14 protein-coding genes and 1 pseudogene are annotated in these 14,960 nt (G+C 46.6%); 4 read left to right on the top strand and 11 right to left on the bottom strand.

Annotated features, from left to right (window positions below; all coding sequences use genetic code 11):
* Positions 1 to 2: 2 nt before the first annotated feature.
* The 8 genes from ACOJUN_RS17275 to ACOJUN_RS17240 all read right to left on the bottom strand — a co-directional run bounded on the left by ACOJUN_RS17275 (position 3) and on the right by ACOJUN_RS17240 (position 5,818).
* The gene (locus tag ACOJUN_RS17275; protein WP_422133155.1) at positions 3 to 752 is read right to left on the bottom strand and encodes a heme ABC transporter permease; all 750 of its coding nucleotides are present in this window, start codon (positions 750 to 752) and stop codon (positions 3 to 5) included.
* A 30-nt stretch (positions 753 to 782) separates the two neighbouring features.
* Complete coding sequence (gene ccmB / locus ACOJUN_RS17270) at positions 783 to 1,490, bottom strand: heme exporter protein CcmB (protein WP_422133154.1); 708 nt, start codon at positions 1,488 to 1,490, stop codon at positions 783 to 785.
* Positions 1,487 to 2,155: a cytochrome c biogenesis heme-transporting ATPase CcmA gene (gene ccmA, locus ACOJUN_RS17265; RefSeq protein ID WP_422133153.1), complete on the bottom strand. Its 669-nt coding sequence runs from the start codon at positions 2,153 to 2,155 to the stop codon at positions 1,487 to 1,489. Before ccmA ends, ccmB begins: the two co-directional genes overlap by 4 nt.
* A 258-nt stretch (positions 2,156 to 2,413) precedes the next feature.
* Entirely contained in the window at positions 2,414 to 2,689 is a 276-nt protein-coding gene (locus ACOJUN_RS17260) for a LuxR C-terminal-related transcriptional regulator (protein WP_422133152.1), read from the bottom strand.
* Positions 2,596 to 4,023, bottom strand: a complete 1,428-nt coding sequence (locus ACOJUN_RS17255) for a histidine kinase (protein ID WP_422133151.1) — start codon at positions 4,021 to 4,023, stop codon at positions 2,596 to 2,598. Before ACOJUN_RS17255 ends, ACOJUN_RS17260 begins: the two co-directional genes overlap by 94 nt.
* A gap of 201 nt (positions 4,024 to 4,224) precedes the next feature.
* The gene (locus ACOJUN_RS17250; RefSeq protein ID WP_422133150.1) at positions 4,225 to 4,635 is read right to left on the bottom strand and encodes a hypothetical protein; all 411 of its coding nucleotides are present in this window, start codon (positions 4,633 to 4,635) and stop codon (positions 4,225 to 4,227) included.
* A 149-nt stretch (positions 4,636 to 4,784) separates the two neighbouring features.
* Entirely contained in the window at positions 4,785 to 5,180 is a 396-nt protein-coding gene (locus ACOJUN_RS17245; RefSeq protein WP_422133149.1) for a hypothetical protein, read from the bottom strand.
* Between the two features lie 209 nt (positions 5,181 to 5,389).
* A complete protein-coding gene (locus tag ACOJUN_RS17240) occupies positions 5,390 to 5,818 on the bottom strand; it encodes a hypothetical protein (RefSeq protein WP_422133148.1) in 429 nt (142 codons plus the stop codon).
* A 308-nt stretch (positions 5,819 to 6,126) separates the two neighbouring features.
* Between ACOJUN_RS17240 and napA the strand changes: the two are divergent.
* From napA to ACOJUN_RS17220, 4 genes and pseudogenes are all read left to right on the top strand, one after another.
* A pseudogene (napA, locus tag ACOJUN_RS17235) lies at positions 6,127 to 8,271 on the top strand (nitrate reductase catalytic subunit NapA).
* Positions 8,272 to 8,574: 303 nt separating this feature from the next.
* Positions 8,575 to 9,465 (top strand): hypothetical protein, encoded by an 891-nt coding sequence (locus ACOJUN_RS17230; protein WP_422133147.1) that lies wholly within the window; start codon positions 8,575 to 8,577, stop codon positions 9,463 to 9,465.
* 21 nt (positions 9,466 to 9,486) lie between these two features.
* Positions 9,487 to 9,834 carry a NapC/NirT family cytochrome c gene (locus ACOJUN_RS17225; RefSeq protein ID WP_422137087.1) on the top strand — a complete coding sequence of 116 codons (348 nt, stop codon included), beginning with the start codon at positions 9,487 to 9,489 and terminating at the stop codon, positions 9,832 to 9,834.
* A gap of 267 nt (positions 9,835 to 10,101) precedes the next feature.
* Complete coding sequence (locus tag ACOJUN_RS17220) at positions 10,102 to 12,099, top strand: hypothetical protein (RefSeq protein ID WP_422133146.1); 1,998 nt, start codon at positions 10,102 to 10,104, stop codon at positions 12,097 to 12,099.
* A gap of 85 nt (positions 12,100 to 12,184) precedes the next feature.
* Here ACOJUN_RS17220 and ACOJUN_RS17215 read toward each other — a convergent pair whose 3' ends face one another.
* The 3 genes from ACOJUN_RS17215 to ACOJUN_RS17205 all read right to left on the bottom strand — a co-directional run bounded on the left by ACOJUN_RS17215 (position 12,185) and on the right by ACOJUN_RS17205 (position 14,529).
* Positions 12,185 to 12,697, bottom strand: coding sequence for a rhodanese-like domain-containing protein (locus ACOJUN_RS17215; protein ID WP_422133145.1), 513 nt, complete (start codon positions 12,695 to 12,697; stop codon positions 12,185 to 12,187).
* 273 nt (positions 12,698 to 12,970) lie between these two features.
* A complete protein-coding gene (locus ACOJUN_RS17210) occupies positions 12,971 to 13,717 on the bottom strand; it encodes an RNA polymerase sigma factor FliA (protein ID WP_422133144.1) in 747 nt (248 codons plus the stop codon).
* Between the two features lie 2 nt (positions 13,718 to 13,719).
* A complete protein-coding gene (locus ACOJUN_RS17205; RefSeq protein WP_422133143.1) occupies positions 13,720 to 14,529 on the bottom strand; it encodes a MinD/ParA family ATP-binding protein in 810 nt (269 codons plus the stop codon).
* Positions 14,530 to 14,960: the final 431 nt, after the last annotated feature.

The following is a 14,960-nucleotide window of genomic DNA, read 5'->3' as shown; positions in this document are numbered from 1 at the left end:
TTTCAGTTCTCCAGTTTGGCCAATACGGTCTTGTGAACCCATTTGGTTCGGCGCTCACGGTCCAGTATTTCGGTTCGCAAACGGAGAATAAGGACAACGGTAAAAAACAGATAAAAAGCCGCAATACTGATCAGCAGAGGCCAAAGCATCTCAGGTGCCATGGACGGCTTTTCAGTCAACTTGAGCGTGGCGCCCTGATGAAGGGTATTCCACCACTGGACAGAAAATTTGATGACCGGGATATTGATCACCCCAACCAGAGTCAGAATGGCACAGGCCTTTGCCGCAGTATTGGTGTTCCTCATAGCACCACGAAGAGCGATGACACCCATGTAGAGGAACAGCAGAATCAACATAGAGGTCAGCCTGGCGTCCCAAACCCACCAGGTACCCCAGGTCGGTTTACCCCAGATAGCACCGGTTACCAGAGCCATCAGGCAGAATGAAGCTCCGATGGGTGCACAGCACTTCAGTACCATGTCAGCCAGCTTCATTTTCCATACCAGAGTGACAACACCAGCACAGGCCATCATCACGTAGATAGCAGAAGCCAGAAAGGCGGTAGGAACGTGGATAAATATGATCCGGTAACTATTGCCTTGCAGATAGTCCGGTGGCGCAAACATCAGACCCCAGATCAAGCCGGTGGCCATCAACAGGGCTGCCAGAATGGCCAACCAGGGCAACCACTTGCCACTGATCTCGTAAAACCATTTGGGTGATCCCAGTTTGTGAAAAAAAGTCCAGTTCATTATTACTCTACCGTGACTGGTTCCTGTTGCTCAGTCTGCAACTATTCTCAGTGATGCGGCTATCGCCAGTGGCGCCAGACACAATCCAAACATCAGCAATGCTGCCATCCACAACAAGTGCCCTGAATAGGACATACCCTCAACTGCCGTCTGAACAGCCCCTGTCCCGAATATCAGAACAGGAATATATAAAGGTAAAGACAGCAATGTCAGTAGTATTCCTCCCCTCTGAACACGCACTGTCAACGCTGCACCAATACCTCCAGCGAGACTCATCAGGGGTGTACCCACCAGCAGACTCAGTATTAATGCAGGAAAAGCCTGTGACGGTAAATGCAGCATCAAGGCCAGTAAGGGGGCCATCACTATCAGTGCTACGCCGGTCGTCAGCCAGTGCGCAAAGATTTTAGCCAACACCAGTAAAGGCAATGGGTGCGGCGATAACAATAGCTGATCCAGTGAGCCGTCTTCCTGGTCACTTCTGAACAGGGAATCCAGGGAGAGAAGAACCGCCAGCAGAGCGCCTATCCAGACGATGCCACCGGCTAACTGAGACAAAAGTTCTTTTTCAGGGGCGATACCCAGAGGAAAAAGACTGGCGACCATCAGATAAAATGCCACAGGATTCAGGGTCTGTCCCGGTGTCCGAAAGGCCAGGATCAGATCTCGTTTAACCAACCCCAGAAACGCCCGACCGCCCTGTAATGAGCTGCTGCCCTGCAATGAAGTGTCACTCATAACCAGGCCCCCGACTCTTCATGACCGGTCTCTTCATCGGAAGTTGCATAGGCCTCCAGACGAAGCTTTCTGACCCGGTCAGACAGCTTTGACAGGCTCTGGTGGCTGGTCATCACCACAGCGCCATTTTTTTCAATGTGCCGGGCCAGCAATTGCTCAAGCCAGGCCACGCCATCGACATCAATAGCCGTAAAGGGCTCATCGAGAATCCAGAGCGGCACGGTTGAAAGTGAAAGGTCTGCCAGAGCCACCCGTCTGTGCTGCCCTGCAGAAAGTTGCCCGCAGGGAACTTCTTCATAGCCAGCAAGGTTCACTTGCTCCAGCGCAGAAACAACCCAAGGCTCCGGGTAACGTTCGTTACGAAGGTTTGAGCGCCAGAGAATATTTTCTATTGGAGTGAGTTCGGTTTTAACGGCAGGTTTGTGACCAAAATAAAAGGTTGACAGCCGAAAGTCTGCATAAACGCTGGAAAGCTTCTGCCCTTGCCAGATCACCTGGCCACGATAATCACCACAGAGGCCTGCCAGCACTCTCAAAAGCGTGGTTTTACCCGCTCCGTTACAGCCTTCTATCTGTAGCAGTTCACCGGGAAACAGTTGAATGGAGAGGTTTGAAAAAAGAACACGATCGTCTCGTTCACACCCCAGCTTAGCCACTTCGAGCAAGTCGTTTTCCCTACAGTCTGTCAGTCAATTGAGTGATTCAGAGACCTGAAGCCTCTACCCCCTTATACGGCTGAAATTTCATAGCAGTTTACGATTGACGCCTGGTAGCTGTTCAAAAAACACTCTAACAGCCATAAACTCGGGCAGGATTATATCGAAAAAGACGTTCGTTCCGAAGTAATTAACTATCTAGATTGGGTAAATTCGCTGACATTGACCTGACTCGATTCAGCCCAACACTCTCGTTCACAAGGGGCATCAACGGTCACGGCTGTTCACCCACCAGACCGCAGCCTCAACCCGCGAACGAAAGTTCAGTTTTCGAAGCATACGTTTGACGTGAACCTTGACAGTGCCTTCACTGATGTCCATTTTCCGGGCAATCACCTTATTGGCATCCCCTTCCGCAATAAACTGGAGAACCTCCCTCTCTTTAGGTGTCAGCAGATCAATCTTGCTGGTCTCGCTGCTATCAGGCCTGAGAACAGAAGCCAGCACTTCTGCCAGCCGGGCATCCACTGCCAGTTTTCCCATGGCCGCAGCTGGCGATAGGCACTGTTAATGCCTTCACGAATTTCTTCGACAATTGAGTCGACGGATTCTTCCGCTCCCATCCGCTTTAGAACCTTCCTCAATCGAGTGACCTGAATTTTCTGGTAAGACAATGCCTGAGCCAGAGAATCATGTAACTCCCTGGCTATGACGGCTCGCTCTTCCATCAAAAGCAATTGCTTCTCCTGAGTCTGGTAGCCACTGCGATACAGTGAGGCAGAAACAATATCGCCAAACGTTCTCAACCACTGCCTGCTCTCTTCGGTCAATGACTGCCCTTCTTGCAGAGAGATTTGCAGATAACCATAACCCTCATCATTCTGGCTCAGTGAAAACTGGACATCCGATGAGGGTTCTCGAATACAGCCTTCACACCGACCCGTGTTGCAGACATCATTAAAAGCCTCGCTTTGCGGAAAAATCCGCTGTAATTTCATGCTCCCGGCATTGCCAGTCAAACAGACGCAGGCACTTTTAAGTCCGAGCAGCCGCTTCCAGCGTTCCAGCAACAACGCCAGTTGATCTTCGTCGTAGGGGGTCATGCCCAACGTCCGGGACGTTTCATAGAATAGTTGCAAAGCCGTGTTTGAATGTTCCAGTGATCGAGTCTTCCCTGATACCTGGGCCTCGAGATCACTGTAAAGAAGCGAGAGGCTGTCGGCCATGGCAGAGAAAGTCTCTGTGAGCTGCCCCATTTCATTGGCATTCTTATAATTGAGACGCAGGTGGTTAAACTTACCAAGACGGACCTTCTTTGCCGCATAACTGAGCTGTTCAACCGGCTTGATCAGGTTCAATTGGATGTAACGTATCGTCAAAGCCCCAATGGCCAGAATGGAACAAAGTGAAAAAATCGCCAGTATCATCAGCCACTGCAGTTTTCGCTCGGTATGCAACTGTAATGAGGTCACCAGATCGTTCAGACGATCAACAAAACCGGGAACCTTATCCGCAAACTCTCGCCATCCGACTTTATCTCGCAATAAAGGTCGCATCTCACTGTGCCATTCACTGACCAGAGCCTGATAACGACGGCCAACAATATCGGTTCTGTCAGCCAAATGCCTCAAAGTAGGACTGTCAAGGCTGCTGTCATAGATCTTGATTAACTGGCTCAATCCGTTGTCGCTGGTCTCCTCAGAGTTGACCCGGTCTACCAGACGCCATGCCTGCATTCTCAATGATCCGGCAAGGTTGATAGCGGCGGCATCACTCTCTGTGGTCGCTGCAAACCACAACGAACCACTGACACTGAGCAAGCCCAAAAAACAGATGGTAATAATAGCGGCCAGCGCCTTGAACCGAATGGGCTTCAACAACATGCACCTTAAATAAAGACTCGACACTCAGAGCTGTCAGACAGCTCTGAGAAAAGATTTAGACCCGGGAAGAGAGCCATGACACAAAGTCGTCACGACTTTATCAGAACCAGTGCCGCAGACGCCACTGCCGCAGGAGCGGGGAAAAATTTGGGAATTGAGACAAGTGCTTATCAGATACCCTCTCATAGCCATTAATTATTCAAGATTCATGCATTTTTCAAAGGCTTCTCTAATCTCACCACCAACGCCCTGAAAGACATCGCCTAATGTTGAGTAAACTTTATACAGCAGCCAGTCTTTGCTAAGTATGCTGACACCAGCGAAATAATTTGTATCCTGAGCTTTACTCAGTCCACCAACACCCATGCAACAGTGATAACGCTTGCCAGTAGGACAATAGCCATTGACATCGAAAAGATTACATTGATTCCCGGTGGCAGCCGTTGGATCACTGTCGGGTGCAAAATACCAAGCGTACCATTTATCCTTATGAGGAGTGTATAGATAGTGACAATCACGTTCTTCCAGTTGTCGACCGACGGCATAACTGGTACTCATAAAACCAAGATAAACGACAACAAGCAGCAGTAGTTGATATTTCCTCATAGTGTTACCACCATTTCATGTACGTCAGCTCAAGCAGAGTATAGAACTCTGGAGAAGGTGGTTGCTGTAAACCCTTGATTAATCTTAAAACAGGCTAACAATAAAAACAGAGGCTACAACAATACATACCGGACAGCCTCTCAGGTCTATTATTGACTCATACATTTTTCGTAGGCTTTTCTAAGCTCGCCTTTGCTGACGCTCTGGAAGAGTTCAGCTTTGGTCAGGTAATCTTTATACACTAGCCATCTTCCGCTAAGAAGAATACTAACACCGCCGTAATAAGCTGTATCTGGCGTGTTATTGTCTCCGGCAATAATCAGGCAACAAGAATTATGCTTCCCAATAGGACAAGACACATCGTACGCTTGTAAAAGAGTGCATTGAGCCCCTGAGTCAGTATATTGATTTTCAGGAGTAAAACTCCAATATGTATCTGATGGAGTGTATAGAGACTGACAGTCACCATTGGTGATTTGTGAACCAGCGTAGCTTACATTGATAAAGCCAATGCAAAACAAAAAAAGCAGCTCGTACTTCTTCATCGTTTCCACCATTTCCTTTTCTGCCGGGTACCAAGTATAGCCCTACCCGTTCAGCTGTCTCTCAGTCACAAATTCCGGAAGGCCACAAAACCTTCCAATCCCTTTATTCCTATGGAGTAAGGGATTGCTCAGTATGTCGATTTAGTGATTTTTCATACTCAAATAATGACTCATATACGACAATGTATGCGAATACCCTGCCAGAGAAATTATTCAGTTAAACATTTTTGATAGACTCTCTTGAGCTCACCACTATTAACGTCATGGAAGAGCTCAGCTTTGGTTGAATACTGTTTATAAACTAACCAGCCTGCTTTATAGGTATTCACACCACCGAGATAATCTGTATCTGAAGTTTTGTTCGCTCCAGCTATGGTGAGACAACACCGATAATGCTTACCAGCAGGACAGCCCTGGTCACCCCACGTATACAGAAGAGTACATTGAGCCCCGAGAGCACTGCTTGGATCACTGCCGGAGGTATAGTCCCAAAATGTACCCGAAGGAGTATATAGACTTACGCAATCACCTTCGTTTAATTGTGAGCCCGCATAACCAACATTAACAAAACCGAGACAAATCAAAAAAAACAGCTGACACTTACTCATCATTAACACCACTTTGTCTGCTTCAGCCATCGCTAAGTATGGCCCTATCCTCCTGCCCTGTGGTCGGGTAGCACTGACATTGAGTACCCCTAAATAACCGCTTGCTGCTGAAAACAGAGGTTACAAAAATCCGTACCGCATTGCTAAGCCAACGCTTTATCAAGCCTTCGCAGAACCACTACCTCCTAAGGGGTATGCCAGATTTACGTCTTGCTTACACAACATCTAAAAGGGCTTTTTTGTACGTCCATCCTTATTAAAATACGCTTCCGTAAAGCTTGAAACTTCAACCCGGATTCCATGCCAGAAAAGTCGTACAACACTAGAGTCACAGCATCGTGAGTCAAAAATTAGATCTTGATCGCCGTGGATTCTTGACTGGAAAAACGGTTTCAGCACCCATTGAGCCGCCTGCCCGCCCCCCCTGCAGGTTCTGTGGTACTGGCTGCTCGGTACTGGTGGGCACACAGCATGGTCGTGTAGTAGCCACTCAGGCGGACCCTCAGGCACCTGTGAACAAAGGCCTGAACTGCATCAAAGGTTACTTCCTGTCGAAAATCATGTACGGCAAGGATCGTCTTGAAACACCGCTGCTGAGAATGAAAAACGGCAAATTCGACAAAAATGGTGACTTCACTCCGATCTCCTGGGATCAGGCGTTCGATATCATGGCGGAAAAATGGAAGGCGGCCATAGCCAAAACCCGTAATTCCGATGAGATGCCCCCCGTGGGCATGTTCGGCTCTGGTCAATGGACTGTCTGGGAAGGTTACGCAGCCTCCAAGCTAATGAAAGCCGGTTTCCGTTCCAACCACATCGATCCTAATGCACGACACTGCATGGCTTCTGCGGTGGTAGGCTTTATGCGTACCTTTGGTATTGATGAGCCCATGGGTTGTTATGACGACTTTGAACATGCCGATGCGTTTGTACTCTGGGGCTCCAACATGGCCGAGATGCACCCGGTACTCTGGTCAAGGCTGGTTGACCGTCGTCTATCCAACCCCCATGTCAAAGTAGCGGTAATGTCCACTTTTAAGCACCGCTCCTTTGAACTGGCCGACCAGCCCATCATCTTCAACCCTCAGTCTGACCTGGCTATTTGTAACTACATCGCCAACTACATCATCCAGAACGGCAAGGTCAACCAGGACTTTGTTAAGAAGCATACCGTTTTCCGCAAAGGTGTAACGGATATTGGCTATGGCCTGCGCCCGGATCACGAGCTGGAAAAGAAAGCCAAAAACCCGGGAAATGGCGGCACAACACCTCTCGACTTTGATGGCTTTGCAGAGTTTGTCAGCGAATACACGGCTGAAAAAGTCTCAAAACTGTCTGGCGTCTCCGAAACACAGCTGGAAGAGCTGGCGAAACTCTATGCTGACCCCGACACCAGGGTGATGTCCCTCTGGACCATGGGCGTAAACCAGCATACCCGTGGTGTCTGGATGAACAACATCATCTACAACCTGCACCTGCTGACCGGAAAGATTTCCCAGCCGGGTAACAGTCCATTCTCTCTGACCGGCCAGCCATCTGCCTGCGGTACCGCCAGAGAAGTCGGTACTTTTGCTCATCGTCTGCCTGCGGACATGGTCGTAGTTAACAAAGCCCATAGAGACTAAGCCGAGAAAATCTGGAAACTGCCTGAAGGCACCCTTCCTGCCAAACCGGGTTTCCACGCCGTATTGCAAAACCGGATGCTCAAAGACGGCAAACTCAATGCTTATTGGGTCATGTGCAACAACAACGCCCAGACAGCTCCGAACCTGAACCATGAAACACTGCCCGGCTACAGAAATCCTGACAATTTCATCGTGGTTTCTGACCCTTACCCAACCCTGACCGGACAAATTGCCGATCTGATTCTGCCAACCGCCATGTGGGTCGAGAAAGAAGGTGCTTACGGAAACGCAGAACGTCGTACCCAGTTCTGGTATCAGCAGGTAAAAGCTCCTGCCGAAGCCAAATCCGACCTGTGGCAGCTGATGGAATTCTCCAGGCGTTTCAAGGTTGAGGAAGTCTGGTCAGACGCCCTGTTGGCAAAGCACCCACAATATCGTGGCAAGACCCTGTTTGATGTTCTGTATGCCAACGGACAGGTTGACCGGTTCAAACTGGATGAGATTCCTGAAGACCGATTGAACGACGACGCCCGAGCTTTGGGTTTTTATGCCCAGAAGGGTCTGTTTGAAGAATACGCCACCTTCGGTCGTGGCAAAGCTCACGATCTGGCGGACTTTGAGCGTTATCACCAGGAGCGAGGCTTGCGCTGGCCTGTAGTGGATGATCAGGAAACCCTCTGGCGTTTCAAGGAAGGCTCTGACCCTTATGCCAAAGCGGGCAGTGACTTCGACTTCTATGGCAAGCCCGATGGCAAAGCCTGGATTTTTGCCCTGCCCTACGAACCACCCCATGACGCTTCGGACGAAGAGTTCGACCTTTGGTTGTCCACCGGTCGTGTTTTGAAACAACGCTGCTGAGAGTGAAAGACAGCATGTTCGACAAGAACAGTAAATTCGGCCAGAAGTCTGATGCCTTACCGCAGGTTTGAAAGCAAAATACTCATGGAGGAGAGTTATCCGGCTCTGAAAAGAAAATTAATGGAACTTATTTATAGTTGAACGATCAAACAAGTAATAAACTTAACTCTATTATCAGACTCGGAGGCACATGCAATTAACCTCTGGAATTTTGCAAGCTATGCTAGCTCACACTCCATCTGATGAAAGAGCAATCAGGAAATCCAGTTCTGCCAATATTCATTGACCAATGGAGGTGTAACCATGCACATCAGTAACACAATTAAGACCAACCCACCCAGCTCTCCTGCAGACTGGCAAACTGCAACAACTGAAACAGTCAAAGCCTTTGCCCGGGAAGTTGCTGCATATCCAGGAAAAACCTACCTGCCAGAATCTAAAAATGGATCCTTCAGTCATAATCCATTCTGGCAACATAAGGGTCAATTCAGGTTTACTCCTACTCTGAAAACACCATCCCATATTGGAGTGGTATATAGGGGCGATTCGAGGCCTCCGGAAACCATTTTCAAAACGGGATTTAATCGAAAATCAGATGATTCGGACTCTATTAACGATAATGATTTCCTTGAAGCTCTGCTCAGTACAAAATTAAGTGGCCATAAACTAGCGTATCAACCAATCTTTAGTAACTACCAATTGGTGAATGACTCAGCAAACAAGATCATCTGCACTAGCCGCAACATCGCAGTTGCAACCTGGTTCCCAATGTTTTTATCGCAGAATCAGCCTGACTCGCCTGTGCTTTACATTCCTGAGCCTGGAGAGGAAGACAGCACCTATGTTTATCAGTGTTATGTCAATACCGGTATCGACATGTGCAAAACAGCTGCAGATCTGAAGGGACCTGGGCTACGCACTACTTCTATCAAATCTGCTGAAGAAGTAATCACGACACGCATACCACCTGAACATGTAGTGAGTGCATGGCCGGTTAAACGAACGGTATTTAATGCTGGGCCTTATTATATATTTGGTTTAAAAACCAGAATTCAGGAAAAAATAGTAAACCCTGACATTGATCAATGTGTAAAAACATATACAGCAGCATTTCTGCCACCTTTGGATCCAGTAAATCGCACCCATTCAATTTCATTAAACGCAAGTGCAATATTTAAAATAGCTCCTGACTGACAGGATGATGAGCCGAAAGGCATTCAGGGGCAGGTCTTTCTTCTTGATTCGACCCAGGAAGAAAGGCCCATCCCGGTTTTCTTTTCGTCGGTAGCCAGAGGCATCCAAACAGGCAAGGTAGACACCCCGGTGAAGTTTGAAGCCCATCGAAAGGCAATGGCTGAGCGGGAATGGGCTCGCATGGAAGCCAATGATTCTCAGGAGTGCCGTAACTGCCATACCCAGGAATCTATGGAACTGTCTGAACAATCACTTTTGGCGGTTAAAAACCATACCGCTGCAGAGAAAAACGGTGAAACCTGCATTCAGTGTCACAAGGGTATTGCCCATAAGCTACCTGACATGACCGGTGTGCCAGGTTGGGAGTAGCTACCCACTGGTACTGCCCTCACACAGGCTTCGGAGTTCCGTCAGGGAAATACCGGAGCCTGTCCACATGAAAACAATGAGCAGGTAATCGTTTGATTATCGGTGCAGGCTGACAGTCTCTGTTTTTTTATGAACTGACGTTCAGGATCATTCATTAAAAAAGAATCAAACAAAGGAACTTTTCTGAAATCAGCCAGTCTATATCTTCATTAGTCAAAACTCTCTTGTTTGGCCTGACCCGACATACACATATTAAGGAGAATTACGATGTCACTCCCTGTTTCCGGTCACAGCACCTTAATCCACGGAAGATTTGGCTATGCACCAGAACAATCCACAAAATCAGACAAGAAAAAACAATGGGGTCGCCGGAAAGTAAGAAAAAACACCCTTCCCAAAGAAACCACAAAGAAACAAACGGCTGCAGTCCGTGGTAAACATTTTTCTGATATGTCGATAACAGAGCGCTTCGTTTTTGCTCTTGGTCTTTTTTCAGGCTTGCAGTCAGTGCATGCACTAAGCAATGGAAGAAGTAACGTTTGTAGCATGGCTTCCCTGGCAAAAGCTGAACTCAACACTTGCCCAAAAACTGGCCTTACAGACTGGGTCACAAAGTTAGAGAAAACAGGCGGAAAAGATGATGCGAAGGCAGTGTGCCTGGCAGATAAGTGCTCAGCCCCCACAGAAATAATTCACAAAAAAAGAACAGCGCCTAAAAGAGAAGTTCAGTCTCAGTCCTGTCACCAACCAAGCCTGATGGAGCAGATCGGTCCTGAGAATAGAATGACCGGGGTTTATAAAAAATCAGATGAGACCGGCATAGTGCTTGGTATTCAGAACCCTGAATCGGTTCCTGTAATGAAAAAATATAAAGACCTTGTCCGTTTGGAGTCCAAGACATTACAGTTAAAAAAGATTCTGGAACAGACTAACAACTACATCCATATACACAACAATGATTTCGGAATGCTTGTTTTTGATGAGAAGCAACTCACTGTTCTTAAGAAATATGAGTACTTCCCTCTAAGCCCCTGTATGAAAAATCTGCTCGATGAACTCGATAGCTACGATACGGCATTAAAACAAATTTTCATGTATCAGAAAGAATCCGGAGATTACAAAGCCTATGCTAGAGAACTGGACCACTTAATAAAAGGACGCAATACTGTATTTGTGAGCTTGTTACAATCATTAAAAAGCAAACTTGATGATTTAGAAAGACAGACATCAACTGCATTAAAAGTTAATAGTGATCACAAAAAAGAGAATATCCTGCAGCACAGAAAATACATTAATTCCCAGATTAGAAAATCTGCAGCCATTCTTAGCCCTGTAGAAATAAAAAAAATGTTCCAACAATGCATAAAGGATCGTCAAGCATGCCTCAACGAACACAAGCGGACTGAAGCCAGGGAGCTTGCTGAAAGAGTAAGAGCCAGGAGAGAAGCAAACAACAACAGCTTTACTATGAAGCTCTTTAATTTAGCGTCTGTAGCTTCCTATACATTTTACCTTCTGTGCATGTTAGGTTCTACACTTGCATTGGTTCCTTTACCGAAAAAAATAACCCGTTACTTCGCCTACAGAAAGAAAATAGACACTAGTCGTTTGTTAGAAAAAATAATCAGAACCGAGAAAAAGAAGATGCCAGTGGACATCAAAAAATCTATGGATAAGTGCGACAACGCTCAAGACTTAGCGTTTTCAACCAAAACCAACGTCAATTACCCCGACGACTGGAAGCAGCCGTATTTACCCTTCTATCATGACTTAACACAGATCAAGAAAAAAAAACGCCCTAAAAAAAGTCGAAGTATTGGGGCAATAGCCAGGAAACTCAAGGATATCATTATGCCGAAGGACCAGTTGCCTGCGAGGCCGTGGAAAGAGGATATACCGATAGACAACCAATACATCAGACCTATTTACAGAAGAGGCTTTACCCCGTCAAGTAAAGATACGGGTAAAAAAAACATTGTTGCCTATGCCTATTTTGACGCTTCATCAGATGCAATCAAAAGCACAATATCCGATAATGCCCTTAAAAAAATGCAAAGCATTCACGAAACAGGCCGGTATGCAGCCCATGAAGAAGGCGCTACAGGCTACAAATGCTTTAAATATAAGAGCGAGCCATTATGGGAGTTTAAAGTGGCTGGAAATGAACGGGTTTACGGCTTAACGATTCAGGCAAATGAAGAAGGGAGACATGCGGGTGTCGCTCCACTGGTTATATTCGACACAATATTGAATAAAAAATTATAGGCATCAACTGGCTCTTGTATACCATGGGTTTCTGCAAGTTATAAAAAAAACGCCACATGACGCCTTTTTTATAACTTGAAATAACTTATTTCATCAACATGGACGAGAATGTCTGCGAATCACTCATATCATCTATCTTTTGCTTTCCTGGCTTCCAACTGATGACTTCTTCTGTTTCCAGTTCTGAATAAAGTGTTACCGGATAATCAAGTGCCAACCAGGAAAAGTAGCCGTCCCTGAAAAAGAACACTCTCTCGTAACCCCAGAGTGCGGCAAGGTAACTCGCTATCGCTCCCCTCATGTGATACGTGCTGTTTCCGTAGATGACAATAGGCGTCTTTTTATCCAAAGTGCCAGGCTTGAACAGCTGTCTGAAGCCCGCCCTTAAATCCAGACTTTGAGACCGGTCAATATGCCCCCACTCCCACTGTTGATAAGGTCTCACATCTATAAATAAAGCCCCCAATTCATGAAGGCGCTTGGCCTGATGAGTGTTAATGGTAACAACGTTCTTGATATTCACTGGCGCTTCTTGTGCAGACAGGAAGCAGGAGGTAAGGGCCAGAAAGCACCCTGCGAGATAAGAATTCCATTTCATATTAATACAGGTCCGTTATAAGACTACTTAATAAAAACTACTTTATAAAAAAGTATATGGAGTAAGGACCTGCGTACTTGGAATAATAGGAAGCTAAAAGCTTGCTGCTCACTGCCAGAGAGCATATAGAGTGAAAAAATACCGTTTACTCTACAAATCATTCATTCCAGCCACAGGGTTTGGAGAAGCAATGACCCTGGATAGAAACAAAAAATGCTTGCTTTAGAGCTTGGGGACCCTATACCCACGAGTCCCCCCGGGTACACTGGTGGTTTAACCTAACCAGTTATGGAGCTTGGCTCTTAATCTGACGGCTGCCTGAGAGTGAATCTGGCTGACCCTGGACTCACTGACGCCCAGAACCTTACCAATTTCCTTGAGATTCATCTCCTCATCGTAATAAAGCATCAGAACCAGCTTTTCCCGCTCGGGTAACTTCTCTAAAGCTTCTACCAGGGCATACTTGAACTTCTCTTCCTGAATATCGGCTGATGGACCTCTATCTCCAGAGCGAGCCTGCATTCTGGACTCTTCGCTGTCGAACAGTTCTTCAAAACTGAACAGTCGGCAACCACGAAGGTCACTGAGAATGGTGTAGAACTCATCCAGATTGACTTCCAGCTCCTTAGCCACTTCGAAGTCTCTGGCATCTCTTCCAAGGCGGGCTTCAACCTTCTGAATCGCCTCAGTCACTCTGCGACTGTTTCTGTAAACGGATCTTGGCCCCCAGTCACCTTTCCGGATTTCATCCAGCATGGCACCACGGATACGAATGCCCGCAAATGTTTCGAAACTGGCACCTTTACTGGCATCGTACTTTGAGGCCGCTTCCAGCAGACCGATCATACCTGATTGAACCAGGTCATCGATCTGAACGCTGGCCGGCATCCTCGCGGCCAGATGATTCGCAATTCTTTTTACCAGAGCCTTATGAGTTTCAACCATTTCGGTCTGAATCAGTTTCTGACTCTTTTCCTGATTGGCTTGAGTTGCCTGCACTCCCTGTGCTGTAGCATCCATGCTTATACCCTCTCTTTTATTCTTGTTGGCAAGAAGAATTCGATACGACCTCTTGGCGGTGTTACTGGTATCGCCATCATCTGATGTGCAATACGCAAAATGGCTTTCGAAGCCCGGCAATCCGGATTTACCTGCAGAAGTGCCTGCTGACGGGTGAGTGATTCTGCGACAGCCTTGTCGAATGGAATCGCCCCCAGATAACGGAGAATAATTTCTACTTCATCATTCAGATAGGATTGCAACCTTTCAAACTGGTTCGATCCATACCGACGGTTATTAACGGCGTTGACAATCACTCCAAAACGACGGACACCGTATATTCGGTAAAGCACACGGATCATTCTCACAGCATCGAGCAGTGACACAACTTCCTGATTGATGACGATGAGAATTTCTCCCGCAGCCTGAATAAGAGCTACATTGTCCGGAGCTAATCCAGGTGCGGTATCAATGACCAGGGTATCAAGAGTTGGAGCCAGTGACTCCAGACTTTCTATCATTCGGACAGCATGACCGGTTTCTACGGTCTCCCTCCAGATAGGTTCCCCTTTTGGCGACAGCACCTTCAGACCCGAGGGCCCATCCTGAATAAAACTGGAAAAAGAGTCGTTGGCATCGAAGTGGGCCACATCCAGCTTCTTCTCGAGCCCAAGGCTTATTCCAACATCGGGGACAGCCAGGTTTCCATCCATTAAAACCACACGTCTTCCGTTGTTTGTGAGAGCCAGTGCGAGATTGACTGCAACTAATGTTTTACCTACTCCACCCTTACACCCCGCAACTGCAATAATCTGTTTTGTTGATGAGTTCATGGCTTTCAGCTTCTTTTCAGTGATTACTGCATAAAATCTGGAATCAAAAACGTTTTTTCTTTTTTTACTGCCTGTACTTTATTAATAACAAGAGCCGTGCCAATTTTTTAAAACGCCTGTTTTTCACTCATGGTCACATAGCTGACGTGACATCATTTTGACCAGTTCCAGCCTAAAGATCATAACCTACTGTTTTTATTGAGATTTATTTTTACCGGTCGAATTTCCGTCATGTTACTTTTTTGACAGAGTCAAAATCGATCTAAAAAGAAGACATCAAACGTCGTTTCATTGAAAAATAAAAAGAAAGTTATTTGACAGTGTCATTTTATAGTGACGAATTACTGTCGCATAATATTTTCCAGAGGGATATAAAGTGTTACTTAATTGACAAAATAAATTCCGAAACTGAGAGATTTAAAAAACGACAA

The sequence above is a fragment of the Endozoicomonas sp. ALD040 genome, from assembly GCF_049275945.1.
Classification (GTDB): Bacteria; Pseudomonadota; Gammaproteobacteria; order Pseudomonadales; family Endozoicomonadaceae; genus Endozoicomonas_A.
Note: the sequence above shows the minus strand (reverse complement) of the source record. Positions and strands in the feature narration are given on the sequence as shown.